The sequence below is a fragment of the Pseudomonas sp. HN2 genome (assembly GCF_020736465.1).
GTDB lineage: Bacteria > Pseudomonadota > Gammaproteobacteria > Pseudomonadales > Pseudomonadaceae > Aquipseudomonas > Aquipseudomonas moraviensis_A.
The window spans coordinates 3999990-4013214 of record NZ_CP085885.1; the positions used below are offsets into that span (position 1 = coordinate 3999990).

General features: G+C 59.4%; 14 protein-coding genes. 13 read left to right on the top strand and 1 reads right to left on the bottom strand.

The annotated features are described in order from the left end of the window. Positions 1–103: 103 nt before the first annotated feature. The 13 genes from LIS66_RS17570 to LIS66_RS17630 all read left to right on the top strand — a co-directional run bounded on the left by LIS66_RS17570 (position 104) and on the right by LIS66_RS17630 (position 11674). Positions 104–676 carry a phage baseplate assembly protein V gene (locus LIS66_RS17570; RefSeq protein WP_227972697.1) on the top strand — a complete coding sequence of 191 codons (573 nt, stop codon included), beginning with the start codon at positions 104–106 and terminating at the stop codon, positions 674–676. Then, positions 673–1017: a GPW/gp25 family protein gene (locus LIS66_RS17575; RefSeq protein ID WP_115989328.1), complete on the top strand. Its 345-nt coding sequence runs from the start codon at positions 673–675 to the stop codon at positions 1015–1017. The genes LIS66_RS17570 and LIS66_RS17575 overlap by 4 nt, the downstream gene beginning before the upstream one ends. Further along, a complete protein-coding gene (locus tag LIS66_RS17580) occupies positions 1014–1925 on the top strand; it encodes a baseplate J/gp47 family protein (protein WP_227972698.1) in 912 nt (303 codons plus the stop codon). The genes LIS66_RS17575 and LIS66_RS17580 overlap by 4 nt, the downstream gene beginning before the upstream one ends. Then, positions 1925–2548 (top strand): phage tail protein I, encoded by a 624-nt coding sequence (locus tag LIS66_RS17585; protein ID WP_227972699.1) that lies wholly within the window; start codon positions 1925–1927, stop codon positions 2546–2548. The genes LIS66_RS17580 and LIS66_RS17585 overlap by 1 nt, the downstream gene beginning before the upstream one ends. After that, positions 2541–4358 (top strand): phage tail protein, encoded by a 1818-nt coding sequence (locus tag LIS66_RS17590; RefSeq protein WP_227972700.1) that lies wholly within the window; start codon positions 2541–2543, stop codon positions 4356–4358. Before LIS66_RS17585 ends, LIS66_RS17590 begins: the two co-directional genes overlap by 8 nt. Next, the gene (locus LIS66_RS17595) at positions 4355–4906 is read left to right on the top strand and encodes a DUF4376 domain-containing protein (protein WP_227972701.1); all 552 of its coding nucleotides are present in this window, start codon (positions 4355–4357) and stop codon (positions 4904–4906) included. The genes LIS66_RS17590 and LIS66_RS17595 overlap by 4 nt, the downstream gene beginning before the upstream one ends. Positions 4907–5026: 120 nt before the next feature. Then, positions 5027–6196 carry a phage tail sheath protein gene (locus LIS66_RS17600; protein ID WP_227972702.1) on the top strand — a complete coding sequence of 390 codons (1170 nt, stop codon included), beginning with the start codon at positions 5027–5029 and terminating at the stop codon, positions 6194–6196. A gap of 46 nt (positions 6197–6242) precedes the next feature. Continuing rightward, positions 6243–6758: a phage major tail tube protein gene (locus tag LIS66_RS17605; protein WP_095189078.1), complete on the top strand. Its 516-nt coding sequence runs from the start codon at positions 6243–6245 to the stop codon at positions 6756–6758. A 33-nt stretch (positions 6759–6791) separates the two neighbouring features. Then, the gene (locus LIS66_RS17610; protein WP_095189079.1) at positions 6792–7124 is read left to right on the top strand and encodes a phage tail assembly protein; all 333 of its coding nucleotides are present in this window, start codon (positions 6792–6794) and stop codon (positions 7122–7124) included. Between the two features lie 8 nt (positions 7125–7132). Further along, the gene (locus tag LIS66_RS17615) at positions 7133–7252 is read left to right on the top strand and encodes a GpE family phage tail protein (protein ID WP_041752072.1); all 120 of its coding nucleotides are present in this window, start codon (positions 7133–7135) and stop codon (positions 7250–7252) included. Continuing rightward, on the top strand, positions 7242–9965 hold the full coding sequence (locus tag LIS66_RS17620) for a phage tail tape measure protein (RefSeq protein ID WP_227972703.1): 2724 nt from the start codon (positions 7242–7244) through the stop codon (positions 9963–9965). The genes LIS66_RS17615 and LIS66_RS17620 overlap by 11 nt, the downstream gene beginning before the upstream one ends. A 6-nt stretch (positions 9966–9971) precedes the next feature. Continuing rightward, positions 9972–10412, top strand: coding sequence for a phage tail protein (locus tag LIS66_RS17625; RefSeq protein ID WP_227972704.1), 441 nt, complete (start codon positions 9972–9974; stop codon positions 10410–10412). Next, on the top strand, positions 10409–11674 hold the full coding sequence (locus LIS66_RS17630; protein WP_227972705.1) for a phage late control D family protein: 1266 nt from the start codon (positions 10409–10411) through the stop codon (positions 11672–11674). The genes LIS66_RS17625 and LIS66_RS17630 overlap by 4 nt, the downstream gene beginning before the upstream one ends. A 41-nt stretch (positions 11675–11715) precedes the next feature. Here the strand turns inward: LIS66_RS17630 and LIS66_RS17635 are convergent, their stop codons facing one another. Further along, complete coding sequence (locus LIS66_RS17635; RefSeq protein WP_227972706.1) at positions 11716–13104, bottom strand: KAP family P-loop NTPase fold protein; 1389 nt, start codon at positions 13102–13104, stop codon at positions 11716–11718. Between the last annotated feature and the right edge of the window lie 121 nt (positions 13105–13225).

The window sequence follows — 13225 nt, forward strand, 5'->3', positions numbered from 1 at the left end:
GAAAAAAAGTAAAATCACAAACGCATAAACGTCGATTTGTAAGAGCAGCGTCTACACACCAGCAAGACTGCACTCGCACACGCATGGCGCCACCATCGGCGCCATGAATGACTTAGCCACCCTCGCCCGCCTGATCGAAAACCTCATCCGCCTCGGCACCATCGCTGCCGTCCAGATGAAGCCCCCGCGCGTGCAGGTTAAAACCGGAAACCTCACCACCGGTTGGCTGCCATGGCTCGCCGCCCGAGCCGGCGCCGACCGGGAATGGAACCCGCCCACCGAAGGCGAGCAGATCATCCTCTTCAGCCCATCCGGCCAACTCGGCAATGGCATCGTCCTGACCGGCCTGTTCAGCGACAACATCCCAGCCAACGGCGACCGTGAAGGCCTGCACCGAACGACCTACCGCGACGGCACCGTCATTGAGTACGACAGCGTCGCTCACCACCTCAACGCCACATTGGCCGAAGGCGGCACCACCAACTTGGTCAGCACCGGCGGCATCCACATCGTCGGCCCGATCAACCATGAGGGCGACTACACCCAGACCGGCAACCAGAACGTCACCGGCATGGTCACTGTGTCCGAAGATGTCATCGCTGCAGGCATCAGTCTGGTGAAGCACCTGCACGGCGGTGTCATGCCTGGCGGCGCGAAGACGGGGAAACCGGAATGAACCGAGAAACCGGCGCAGCCCTCGGCTTGGTCGAACATATAGCCCAGTCCATTACCGACATCCTGACCACTCGTATCGGCACCCGCGTCATGCGCCGCGAATACGGCAGCCTGCTCCCCGAGCTGGTGGATCAGCCGTTCAATGACTTCACCCGTTTGCAGGTCTACGCCGCCACCGTCATGGCGCTGATGCGTTGGGAAACCCGCATCAGCCTCAGCCGTATCCAGTTCATCGGCGCGAACCTTCAGGGCCAGGCGTCGCTGGAGTTCGAAGGCACCATCGTCGACAACAATCAGCCGCTGAGCCTAAGCGTGCCTCTACAACTGGGGGGCAGCGTATGAATACTTTTGTCGCCATCGACCTCGGCCAACTGCCAGCGCCGCAGATCGTTGAACAGATCGACTACGAGCAGATCCTCGCCGAGCGCAAGGCCTACGCCGTCAGCCTCTGGCCCGCTGAGGAACAAGCCGAGATTGCCGCCCGCCTCAACATGGAGTCGGAGCCGCTGACCAAATTACTCGAGGAAAACGCCTACCGCGAAACTGTCTGGCGTCAGCGGGTCAATGAAGCATCCGTCGCCAATATGCTCGCCCTGGCCAAGGGCACCGACCTCGAACAGCTCGCCGCCAACTTCAACGTGAAGCGCCTGGTCATTCAAGCTGCAAACCCGACTGCCGTGCCGCCCCTCCCCAAGCTGATGGAAAGCGACGACAGCCTGCGCGAACGTGCGCAAATGGCATGGGAAGGCCTCAGCACCGCCGGCCCGCGCAACAGCTACATTTTCCACGCTCGGTCCGCTGACGGTCAGGTCGCCGACGCCACTGCCGAAAGCCCGGCGCCGGCCGAAGCCGTGGTTACCGTGCAATCGGTGCTGGCCGATGGCACCGCGTCGCCGGCGCTGCTCGACAAGGTCAAAACCTACCTCAGCGACGACGACCGCAGGCCCGTCGCCGATCGGCTTACGGTCCAAGGCGCGGAGATCATCAATTACCAGATCAAAGCCAGAATCTACCCGCTGAGCAACGGCCCTGAAACTGAATTGGTCCTCGCAGCGGCCGAAGCCCAGTTGCTCCAGTTCGTGCATCAGCGCCGACGCCTGGCACTGGAAGTTTCCGAATCCATCGTGCATGCCGCGCTGCACGTCGAGGGTGTGCGCAAAGTAGTGCTGGAAGACTGGGAAGACATCGTCGCCACCAAGTACCAGGCGCCGTATTGCACGAGCGTGGAACTGACATTGGGGGTTGAGTGATGACCTACCAGCCATTGCTACCCGGCAACTCGACACCACTGGAGCGCCAAGCCGCACAGGCCTTGGCAGAAATCCAACGCGTACCGATTCCGTTGCGCACGCTCTACAACCCTGACCTGTGTCCCCTGCCCTTATTGCCGTATCTGGCCTGGGCGTTTTCGGTCGATCGCTGGGACAGCAAATGGTCAGAAGCCGCCAAGCGTGCCGCCTGCCGTGCCGCGTATTACGTGCACTCGCACAAGGGCACCATCGGCGCTTTGCGCCGGGTCGTTGAACCTCTCGGCTACCTGATCGAGGTCGCCGAATGGTGGCAGACCGTTCCCCCCGGCACACCGGGCACCTTCGCCTTGCGCATCGGCGTTCTCGACTCCGGCATCACCGAAGCGATGTACCAGGAACTGGTCTGGCTGATCGACGACGCGAAACCCCTCACCCGGCACCTGACCGGTCTCGACATCGTGCTTGAAACCAAACTCGACGCCTTCGTCGGTTTCGCTGTTTACGACGGCGATGAAATCGACGTGTACCCCTGGAACAACCCGGACATCGATGTCGCGATCCGGGGCTACAGCGGCGTCAGCCTTTTCACCCTCGACGAACTGGATGTGTATCCCCATGGTTGACCAGAATTCTATTTTCGGCGGCATGCTGACGACGCAGGGCGTCGCCAAGAAAACCAACTGCGACGCCCTCGGTATACCGTGGGAGCCGAGCCATATGCTGATTGGCGACGCCAACGGCACCGACCCGGTACCGAGTCCTTCGCAGACCAAGCTGATCAATCAACGGTATCGCGCTCAGATCAACCAACTGTTCGTTTCACCTACCGATGAAAACGTCCTGATTGCCGAGCTGGTATTGCCGCCCGACGTCGGCGGCTGGTGGATCCGTGAACTGGCCCTTGAAGACAAGGACGGCGTGTTTAGCGCGGTGGCCAACGTCGCGCCGAGCTACAAACCTCTGCTCGCCCAAGGCTCTGGCCGCAACCAGGTGGTGCGGATGCACATCATCACCAGCGGCACGTCGAACATTCAGTTGAAGATTGATCCGTCGGTAGTGCTAGCGACACGGAAATACGTCGATGACTCCGTAAAAAGTGCGCTGCCCGCAGACAAACAGGCAGGGCAATTCACTCGCGTCAAGACCGATACCCGAGGGATCGTGCTATCGGGCGATAACCCGGAAACACTGGCCGCGATGGGCATCAAGGACACCTACACAGCGGCCGAAATAGACGAGCTGATTGCCAAGGCGACGGCACTGCCAGTGGGCACCGTCGTGTCGTTCCCGCTGAATAAGATGCCGGCAGGCTTTGTTGAGCTGGATGGCAGCGTCAAGAGCAGCATCGTCTATCCGGATCTGTCGGATTATCTGGGGACTGCTTTCAACAAGGGCAACGAGGGCGCCGGCAACTTCCGTCTGCCGGATCTGCGCGCTGAGTTCCTGCGGGGTTGGGATCATGGCCGGGGTATTGATGCGGGGCGAGCGATTGGCAGCGCCCAGCTCGGCACGCTCGTGGTGTTTGACAGCAACTATAGCGGCGGCGCATCGGTTGATATCGCACGCGCTACGGCGGTCGAGGCTCAGGCGGATACCTATAAGGATTCGGATTATCCCAACGTCGGAATCTCTTACACGACAGCGGGCGTAACCGCTGGCGCGTACCCTTCCGGCGGCGGCGTCGCCCGGCCGCGTAACGTCGCGGTGATGTGGTGTATCAAGGCTTGGAGTGCGCCGGTTAATCAGGGCGTGATTGACGTCGGTGTTTTGGCCGATGAAGTGCGCAAGGCGACGGGGCGTCTGATCGGCACGCGGCGAATTCGTGCGACTCAGATTTACTGGTCGACGCCTGGAACCAACAAAATCCGGGTGAAGGGACAGGGGGCAGGCGCTGCTGGCGGCGGTGCAGCATCCACCGCGACTGGGCAGGTTTCCGCCGGCTGCGGCGGCGGTGCAGGGGCGCCATTCGATACGTGGATTTATAGCGGCTTTGACGGTGTGGTAGCCACGATCGGCAAGGGCGGCACCGGTGTGCTGGTTGGTCCGGGTAATAACGGCGGGGCCACTTCATTCGGGTCGCATGTTACCGCGCCGGGCGGTATCGGTGGCGGGTTGTCGGCGAACGTGGTGCCGCCGCTATACCTCGGCCAGACCCCAAACTCACAGCCGGCGGTCGGCGCGACCGTGAATAATGGATCGGGCAAAGGGGGCGGTGGCGTCATTGGGCCAAAAGCGGACTTTGTCGTATCTGGCGAGGGCGGTGCGAGCGAAATGGGGCCGGGTGGTAACTCCATCTCAACCAGCGCGCCGGGTGCTGATGCGGTCAACCCAGGTTCAGGTGGCGGCGGTGCCGTTGCGCTTCCTTCATACCCTGCGCATTTGCGCGGCGGTCACGGCGCTGATGGTTGGATCGATGTTGAGGAGTGGACATGAGTATTTATGCGCGGATCTATGCCGATCAGGTGTTTGAGTTTGTCGAGGTGAGCGGCGATATCTCGACGATGTATCACCCCTCCATGATCTGGGTGTGTATGGACGGCATCGAGCCAGCGCCGGCCATTGGCTGGAAAGCGATCGAGATGGACGGAGCGTGGCAATTTTCGCCGCCAGGGTTGCCCATCGTGGTTCCTGAACCGCTCAGTGAAATTATCGCCGCCGAGCGTTTCAGGCGGGAGGGCTCCGGCGTCACAGTCGAAGGGCTGTCCATCGAGACGACACGCGACAGCCAGGCGTTGATTGCCAGCACCGGATTGTCCGCAGTCCTTGATCCGGACTATCGCTGCAACTTCAAAACGGCCGCCGGTTTCGTCGAGATCGGGTCGGCGCAAATTATTGCCATAGCCAAGGCCGTGCGTGCACACGTTCAGGCATGTTTTGACCGCGAGCATGCATTGTTGCAGGCGATTGAAGCCGGCGAGTATCGCGATGAGATGCTCAATGAAGGTTGGCCGGACTCAGCGACACCAACTACGAAACCGTAATCGGTCTCGTCGGGAGGCGCTGTCCTGTAGCGCCTCTCCCTACAAGTCCCAGCTCTCGCCCATCCGGCGCGCGCGCGGCAGCCTGTGCACTGTCATCCCATTTACTGCGCAGGCAAATCCATGGCCGATTATCTTCACGGCGTGCGGGTGCTCGAACTCAACGACGGCACCCGCCCCATTCGCACCATCCCCACCGCCGTCATCGGCATGGTCTGCACGGCCGACGATGCCGACGCTACCGTCTTCCCGCTCGACACGCCGGTGCTGCTCACCAACGTGCAGACCGCCGTCGGCAAAGCCGGCACCACCGGCACCCTCGCCGCCAGCCTGCAAGCCATCGCTGACCAGACCAAGCCCTACACCATCGTCGTGCGCGTCAAGGCAGGCGCCACCGAGGCGGAAACGGCCAGCGCGTTGATCGGTACCACCACCGCCGATGGCAAATACACCGGCATGAAAGCGTTGCTCGCCGCAAAGGCCAAAGTCGGTATGGTGCCGCGCATCCTCGGCGTGCCAGGCCTCGACAGCCAACCGGTGGCCACCGCTCTGGCGAGCATTGCCCAACAACTACGCGCCTTCAGTTATGTCAGCGCCTGGGACTGCAAAACCAAGGAAGAAGCTGTCGCCTATCGCGAGAACTTCGGCGCCCGCGAAGTGATGGTGATCTGGCCGGACTTCCAGAACTGGGACACCGTCACCAGCGCCACGGTGAAAGCCTCGGCTGTCGCCCGTGCCCTCGGTCTTCGCGCCAAGATCGATCAGGAAGTGGGCTGGCACAAAACCCTGTCCAACGTCGCGGTCGATGGCGTTACCGGCATCAGCGCCGACGTGTTCTGGGATCTGCAAAACCCGGCCACCGATGCCAACTACCTCAACGGCAACGAAGTCACCACCCTGATCAACGAAGGCGGTTTTCGCTTCTGGGGTAGCCGCACGTGCAGCGACGATCCGCTGTTCGCTTTCGAGAACTACACCCGCACCGCGCAGATCCTCGCTGACACCATGGCCGAAGCGCAGATGTGGGCCGTAGACAGGCCCATGCACCCGTCCCTGGTGCGCGACATGATCGAGAGCATCAAAGCCAAGTTTCGCGAAATGGTCGGCAGCGGCTACCTGATCGGCGGCGACTGCTGGTATCCAGAGGACATCAACGACAAAGACACGCTCAAGGCCGGCAAGCTCTACCTCGATTACGACTACACACCCGTGCCGCCGCTGGAAGACTTGACCCTTCGTCAGCGCATCACCGACCGCTACCTGATCCAGTTCGCCAGCAAAGTGAACGCCTGAATCGGCGCTTCCCTATGGGAGAGTCCGTACCCCGGAGACCAATGCCATGGCCATGCCTCGCAAACTCAAAAACATGAACCTGTTCAATGACGGCAACACCTACCAGGGCGTTGCCAAAAGCGTCACTCCGCCGCCGCTCGGTCGCAAGATGGAAAGCTATCGCGGCGGCGGCATGAACGGCCCGGTCAAGGCTGACCTCGGCTTCTCCGATGATGGCATCCAGTTCGAATGGAAAACCGGCGGGCTGGATCTGATCGCGCTTCGGCAGTTCGGCAGTGTCAACGCGTCCGGCGTGCAGCTGCGCTTTGCCGGCTCTTTCCAGCAGGACGACACCGGCGAAATCAGCGCCGTGGAAATCATCGTGCGTGGCCGTCACGAAACCATCGAGATGGGCGACGCGGCGCCCGGTGAAGACACCGAACACAGCATCACCACGACGTGCAGCTACTACAAGCTGATCGTCGACAACGAAGACATCATCGAGATTGACTTGCTCAACTTCATCGAGAAGGTCAACGGCGTGGACATGCTGGAGAAACAGCGTTCCGCCATCGGCCTTTGAACTCCTTCCTAAAACCATTACCTGGAGCAACACATGAACACCGAAGACACCAACACCGAAGCTCTGCCGGCAGTCGATGACAACACCGTCAACCTCGACACGCCCATCGTTCGCGGCAAGTCCTACATGACCAGCCTCACCCTGCGCAAACCGTCATCCGGCGAACTGCGCGGCGTCCATTTGGTGGACCTGCTGAACCTCGACGTCGCCGCCCTGCTCAAGGTGCTGCCGCGCATCACTTCGCCAAGCATCACCGCCACCGAAGCCGCCGGCATGGACCCGGCCGACCTGCTCGCCTGCGGCAACAAGGTTGCGCATTTTTTGTTGCAGAGGTCGGTGAAGACGGACGCCTCCCTCGTTGCGTAGAAGACGCCATGGCCGATCTGGCCGTGGTCTTTCACTGGGCGCCAGCTGATATGGATCAACTCGGCCTGCAAGAACTGATGGACTGGCGCGAGCGCGCCAGGGTGCGGAGTTCCACCGATGGCGAATGACTTAAAGCTTCAGGTACTGCTCAACGCGATTGACCGGGCGAGCGGCCCCCTGAAGGCCATCGACAAGGGCAGCATCGGCGCGGCGCGCGCACTCAAGGACGCGCGCGACCGCCTCAAGGAACTCAACGCGCAGCAGAAAGACGTCAGCGCCTGGCGCACCCAGCGCGCCGCCGCTGAACAGACCGAAACCGCCCTAACCTCCGCCCGCGACAGAGTACGCGCGCTCAGTCAGCAGTTCGCCGCCACGGGCGTTCCCACCAAAGCGCTGGCCAAGGACTTCCGCACCGCCGTGCGTGAAGCCCAGCGGCTCAAGGAACAACACCAGCAACAGTCCGAACAGTTACAGACCTTGCGTTCGAAGCTGTACAGCGCAGGGATCAGCACCAAAGACCTCGGTACACACGAACGCCAGCTGCGCGAGCAGATCGGCGCCACCAGCACCAAAATCAGCGAACAGGGCAAACGGCTGGTCGCGCTGAATGCCCAGCAGAAACGCATGGCCGCCGAACGCGCCAAACTGGCGAAGACCCAAGGCCTTGCCAGTGACATGGCGGTCAACGGTGCGGCCGGGTTGGGAGTTGGTTACGCGGCCAGCCGCCCGATAGCCAAAGCCGTGGGCGCATTTGCACCGAACGAAGACTCGGCCACACAGCTGAAAGTGTCGATGATGGACAACACCGGCAAAGTCGCCGAGGACTTTCAGAAAATCACCGACCTGGCCACCAAACTGGGCGACCGTTTGCCCGGTACGACGGCCGACTTTCAAGAAATGATGACCATGCTGCGGCGCCAGGGCCTCAGCGCGCAAAGCATCCTCGGCGGTACCGGCGAAGCGGCCGCGTACCTGGGCGTACAGTTGAAAATGCCGGTGGCCGAAGCCGCCGAGTTTGCCGCCAAGATGCAGGACGCCACGCGCACCACCGAGAAGGACATGATGGCGCTGATGGACACCATCCAGCGCGGGTTCTACTCCGGTGTCGATTCGACCAACATGTTGCAGGGCTTCAGCAAGATCGCCCCGGTGATGGACACCATCAAGAAATCCGGGATTGAGGCCGCCAACGAACTGGCCCCGCTGCTGATCATGATGGATCAGGCCGGCATGGAAGGCGGCGCCGCTGGTAACGCCTTCCGCAAAATCTTTCAGGCGGGCTTGAACAAGGACAAGGTCGACGACGTCAACAAGATCCGCCAACTCAAGGGCCAGAAGATCCAATTCAGTTTCACCAACAAGGAAGGCAACTTCGCCGGGCTGGAGAACCTCTTCGCCCAAGTCGAAAAGCTGAAAGCACTGAACGACGAAGACCGTACCGAGACCATCAAGGACTTGTTCGGTGATGACTCGGAAACCATGACCACCCTCAACACCATGATGAACAAGGGGCTGGCGGGTTACAAAGAGGTGCAGCAGAAGCTCCAGAATCAGGCCGACTTGCGCACCCGCGTCAATGAACAACTCAGCACTTTGACCAACGTCATGGAAGCCGCCGAAGGCAGCTTCACCAACGCCATGGCCGAGTTCGGCGCCGCCGTTGCACCTGAATTGAAAGAACTGATCAACACCCTCGGCGAAGTCGCCAACAACGTCGGCGCCTGGGCGCGGGAAAACCCAAAGCTCGCCGGCGGACTGGTCAAAGTCGTGGCACTGGTCGCAGGTTTGTCGTTCGTGTTCGGCGGCTTGGCCATCGGCATGGCCAGCCTGCTCGGCCCGTTTGCCGTGATTCGTTACGGCATGGCGATGTTCGGTATGCAGGGCGGTGGCACGCTGAGAGTCATGCAAAAGCTCGCCCCCACCATCACCGGTCTGGCCCGTAATGCACTTCCCATGCTGGGCCAGGGCCTTCGCACGCTGGCCAGCACACTCAGCGGCGCACTGGTGACCGCCCTGCGAACCGTCAGCATCGCTATGTGGGGCCTCGCCACCAACCCGGTCGCGCTCGCCATCGGCGCAGTAGTCGCGGCTCTCGCCGGTGCGGCCTATCTGATCTACACCAATTGGGACGCGGTGAAACTGTACTTCAGCAACGCCTGGACCGAGATCAAAGCCGGTTTCAGTGGAGGCATCGGCGGCATCCTCACCACGCTCGCCAACTTCAGCCCTATCGGCCTGATCTACCAGGCCTTCGCCGGCGTGCTGAGTTACCTGGGCGTAGACCTGCCGAGCCGCTTTACTGAGTTCGGCAACATGCTGGTCAACGGCCTGATCAACGGACTGCTTGCAGGGTTGGGCCAGATCAAGGACGCCGTCAGCTCAATCGCTGATTCTGCCATCAACATGTTCAAGGAGAAACTCGGCATCCATAGCCCGTCCCGTGTGTTCACCGCGCTCGGCAGCTTCACTATGGCCGGGCTGACTCAAGGTCTTGAAGGTGGCCAGGACGGCCCGCTCGGCGCCATCACCGACATGGGCAAACAGGTCGTGTCTGCCGGGCAACGTGCGCTCGGCGCCGTGGCTGGCCCGCTCGGCTCCATTGGGCTGCCGCAGTTGCCGACTGGCGCCGCCGCATCCTCTTCAGTGTCGATCGACAATCGCGCGCCCATCAGCCCGGCGCCGGCCGCAGCCTACGACAGTCACGACACCTACGAAATCAACATCCACACCACGCCCGGCATGGACGAGCGCGCCATCGCCCGCGCCGTGCGCGCCGAGCTGGCCCGCGTCTCCAGCGAAAAGAACGCCCGCCAGCGCAGCAAATTGTCCGACCTGGAGTAACCCGCCATGATGCTTGCCCTGGGCATGTTCGTTTTCAGCCTCTCCACCGCCGCCTACCAGGAACTGCAACGCCAAACCGAATGGCGCCACGCCAGCAGCAACCGCGTCGGCGCCGCGCCGGCCCGCCAGTTCGTCGGCCGTGGTGATGATTCCATCACCCTACCCGGCATCATCCTGCCGGAACTCGCCGGCAGCGCCCTCAGTCTCGACGCTCTGCGTCTGATGGCCAACACCGGCAAGGCGTGGCCAATGGTCGAAGGCAGCGGCCGAATCTACGGCTTGTGGATCATCGAAAGCCTGAGCGAAACCAAAACGTTGTTCTTCCGCGACGGCACGCCGCGCCGTATCGAATTCACCCTCAGTCTCAAGCGCATCGATGACAACCGGATCGACCTGATCGGCGCCGGTACCAGCGCCGGCGTCAGCATCATGAGGGCGCTGCTGTGATCGATGCCGCCCTCTCCCGCGTCACCGGTTTTCTGGACAAGACCATCGAGCGCTACAAGCGCGAGGCCGCCTACCCGGTGCCAGCGTTCCGTATCACCGTGGACGGCAACGACATCGCCCAACTGATCAGCCCGCGCCTGATGAGCCTCGACCTGACCGATAATCGCGGCATCGAGGCTGATCAACTGAGCATCACCCTAAGCGACCACGACGGATTGCTCGCCATCCCGCCCAAGGGCGCGGTGATTCGGTTGTGGCTGGGCTGGAGCGATACCGGACTGGTCGACAAGGGCACCTACACTGTCGATGAAACCGAACACTCCGGCACGCCCGACGTGCTGAGCATCCGCGCCCGCTCGGCAGATCTACGCAAAGGCCTGAAGACCAAACGCGAACGAAGCTGGAGCAACACCACCCTCGGCGACGTGCTGGGCGACATCGCCCTGGGCAACGGACTGACCTCAACCGTCGCTGGCGCCCTCGACGGCTTGCCCATCCTTCAACTGGACCAGGCCAACGAATCCGACGCCAACCTCATCAGCCGCGTTGGTGAAGAGTTCGACGCCGTGGTCACCGTCAAAGCCGGATGCTTGCTGTGCCTGCCCGCCGGCGGCGGTAAGACTGCCAGCGGTACCGAGCTGCCCCACGTCACCCTCTCCCGCGCCGATGGCGACCAGCACCGATACCTGCAAGCTGACCGCGACAGCTACGATGGGGTGCGCGCCTATTTTTACGACGTGAACAGCGCCAAGAAACAAGAAGCCATCGCCGGCAGTGGGGAGAATCTCAAGGATCTGCGGCATACCTACAGCGACAGGCAATCTGCCCTGCGTGCCGCCCGGGCTGAGTTCAATCGGTTGCAACGAGGGAGTGCGACGCTCAGTTACACCCTGGCCACGGGCCGGCCGGATCTGATACCGGAGCTGACCTATACGTTGGAAGGTGTGAAGCCTGAGATCGACGAAATCATTTGGTACGGCGGGAATGTGCAGCACACGCTCAGTGCGGACAACGGATACACCGTCAGCCTGGAGCTGGAGAGCAAGCTGCCGGAGGATACGGTTGAGGACTTGGCCGAAGAAAATAAGGGGGACTTCACAGGTATCATCGCGTACTACCGCGACAAGAAGACCGGAAAAGAGAAGACAGTCACAGCCGGTGATCAGACAAGGCCCAGACGATTGCGTTGGTTATATGCGAGTGAACGAACAGCAAAGCGTGCTTTAGACAGGGAATGGCTTAGAGCAAAATCCAAATATTAGACAAAATGAGTATGGCCCAGATTGAGTCTGGGCCTTCGTGCCTAGCTCAATCGATGAGCCAGTTCCACAATTTTTTTATAGGATTGTAAAGCCGCAATATTATCACGTGCAGAATAATACACCTCTGTTTTCCAGCCATCCAAACGACTCCCCATCTCTCTTAACCTATGAGAATCAGCATTCAAAAGACTTAAATAAAATGAAACTAAACTGTCGATATCTTGCATAGTAGTGGTAAATGAAAACGTAACTCCGGGTCTACTTTCATTATAAGCGGTGAACGCCCCAGCGCCTTTCTCTCTGTCAAAAAGCAACCCGTACCCCTCATGCTTTGAGTTCTTATAAAACACGAGGAACGCGAGCCAGAAAAAATGAACTGCGCCATCAATCGAATCAGCCGCACTCTTAATCTGCTTTAGATAGTTAACCAGCTCACGCAACTCTACATCAAAGTAACGACACAAGCCGACTACAAATATAGCATTTTCAGAAAAATCCTTTATATCTGAAACCACCGTATTTTTTTGAGGATGCTTAGGTTCCTTATCACCACGGAAATAGCGAGCGTCAAATTTCCCGCTAATGTTTACACCCAATTTTAAACTATTAATTTCCGGAAGAGAATGATGCACCATCGAGAAAATATCTTGATTGTCAAGGTTAAACTCTACATCAAAAAATCTATTCAAGTATCTTTCAGATGCAAAACCCTCACCATAAACAGCTCGAATTGAGTGAGCTAACTGAGCCGAATCGGATGCAATAATAAAACGACAATCGTCCAACTCAAAAAAATGCTTGATACGCTCCAACAACTCAATTGCATATGTAGGGCGACAGCGATCGAGCTCATCTATAAATATAAATGCGGGCGCTTTCTTCCCTTGATTCGACGCAGCACTTGCAAGACGGGACCTGACCTCCTTTTTAAACTCCTCAACATTACCTTTCGTCTCAGCCTGCTCTTCAATGAGCGCTTTGATAACATCATCGGCCGCATCACCCGCTCCGTCGCCGATCAGCTCATCAATTTCTACACCACTGAACTTCTTAACCAACCCCTTCATAATCAACGGGCCAGCTTTTTTTATCAGCGCGGAACTTACATTGATTATTCCCTTGCCAACTTTGGTTGACTCCAAAGCAAGAGGATCCATAACTTGTTGCTCAATACATGAGATAAGCGCAACCAATGGCTCTGTTGTATAATCGGAATCCCACGCATTGAAATTTACGCACACATGATCTTCAGAAAGAGCCTTCGACCAACGCTGTAAAAAAAATGACTTCCCTGACCCCCAAGGCGAGTTGACGTTCAATACTTTTACATGACTATTCGCCAATAAATAATTAGTCAAAAATTTTGCACTTGGCTGGCGATCCATGAGATCACCTTCCCAAAAATCAACACCTGCTTTCTTACTCGCCACTATAATCCCTCATCTTTTACGAGTTGGTAGAATCAACAGAGGCCCCGGCAGTTTTCCCGGAGCCGCCCAAAAATATCGCCTTACTTCGATGACTGCACAAGCGCCTCCATGATCCTCAGCA

Coding starts and splice junctions, on each gene's coding strand:
- LIS66_RS17570 (WP_227972697.1), top strand. CDS start 104: ATGAATGACTTAGCCACCCTCGCCCGCCTGATCGAAAACCTCATCCGC.
- LIS66_RS17575 (WP_115989328.1), top strand. CDS start 673: ATGAACCGAGAAACCGGCGCAGCCCTCGGCTTGGTCGAACATATAGCC.
- LIS66_RS17580 (WP_227972698.1), top strand. CDS start 1,014: ATGAATACTTTTGTCGCCATCGACCTCGGCCAACTGCCAGCGCCGCAG.
- LIS66_RS17585 (WP_227972699.1), top strand. CDS start 1,925: ATGACCTACCAGCCATTGCTACCCGGCAACTCGACACCACTGGAGCGC.
- LIS66_RS17590 (WP_227972700.1), top strand. CDS start 2,541: ATGGTTGACCAGAATTCTATTTTCGGCGGCATGCTGACGACGCAGGGC.
- LIS66_RS17595 (WP_227972701.1), top strand. CDS start 4,355: ATGAGTATTTATGCGCGGATCTATGCCGATCAGGTGTTTGAGTTTGTC.
- LIS66_RS17600 (WP_227972702.1), top strand. CDS start 5,027: ATGGCCGATTATCTTCACGGCGTGCGGGTGCTCGAACTCAACGACGGC.
- LIS66_RS17605 (WP_095189078.1), top strand. CDS start 6,243: ATGGCCATGCCTCGCAAACTCAAAAACATGAACCTGTTCAATGACGGC.
- LIS66_RS17610 (WP_095189079.1), top strand. CDS start 6,792: ATGAACACCGAAGACACCAACACCGAAGCTCTGCCGGCAGTCGATGAC.
- LIS66_RS17615 (WP_041752072.1), top strand. CDS start 7,133: ATGGCCGATCTGGCCGTGGTCTTTCACTGGGCGCCAGCTGATATGGAT.
- LIS66_RS17620 (WP_227972703.1), top strand. CDS start 7,242: ATGGCGAATGACTTAAAGCTTCAGGTACTGCTCAACGCGATTGACCGG.
- LIS66_RS17625 (WP_227972704.1), top strand. CDS start 9,972: ATGATGCTTGCCCTGGGCATGTTCGTTTTCAGCCTCTCCACCGCCGCC.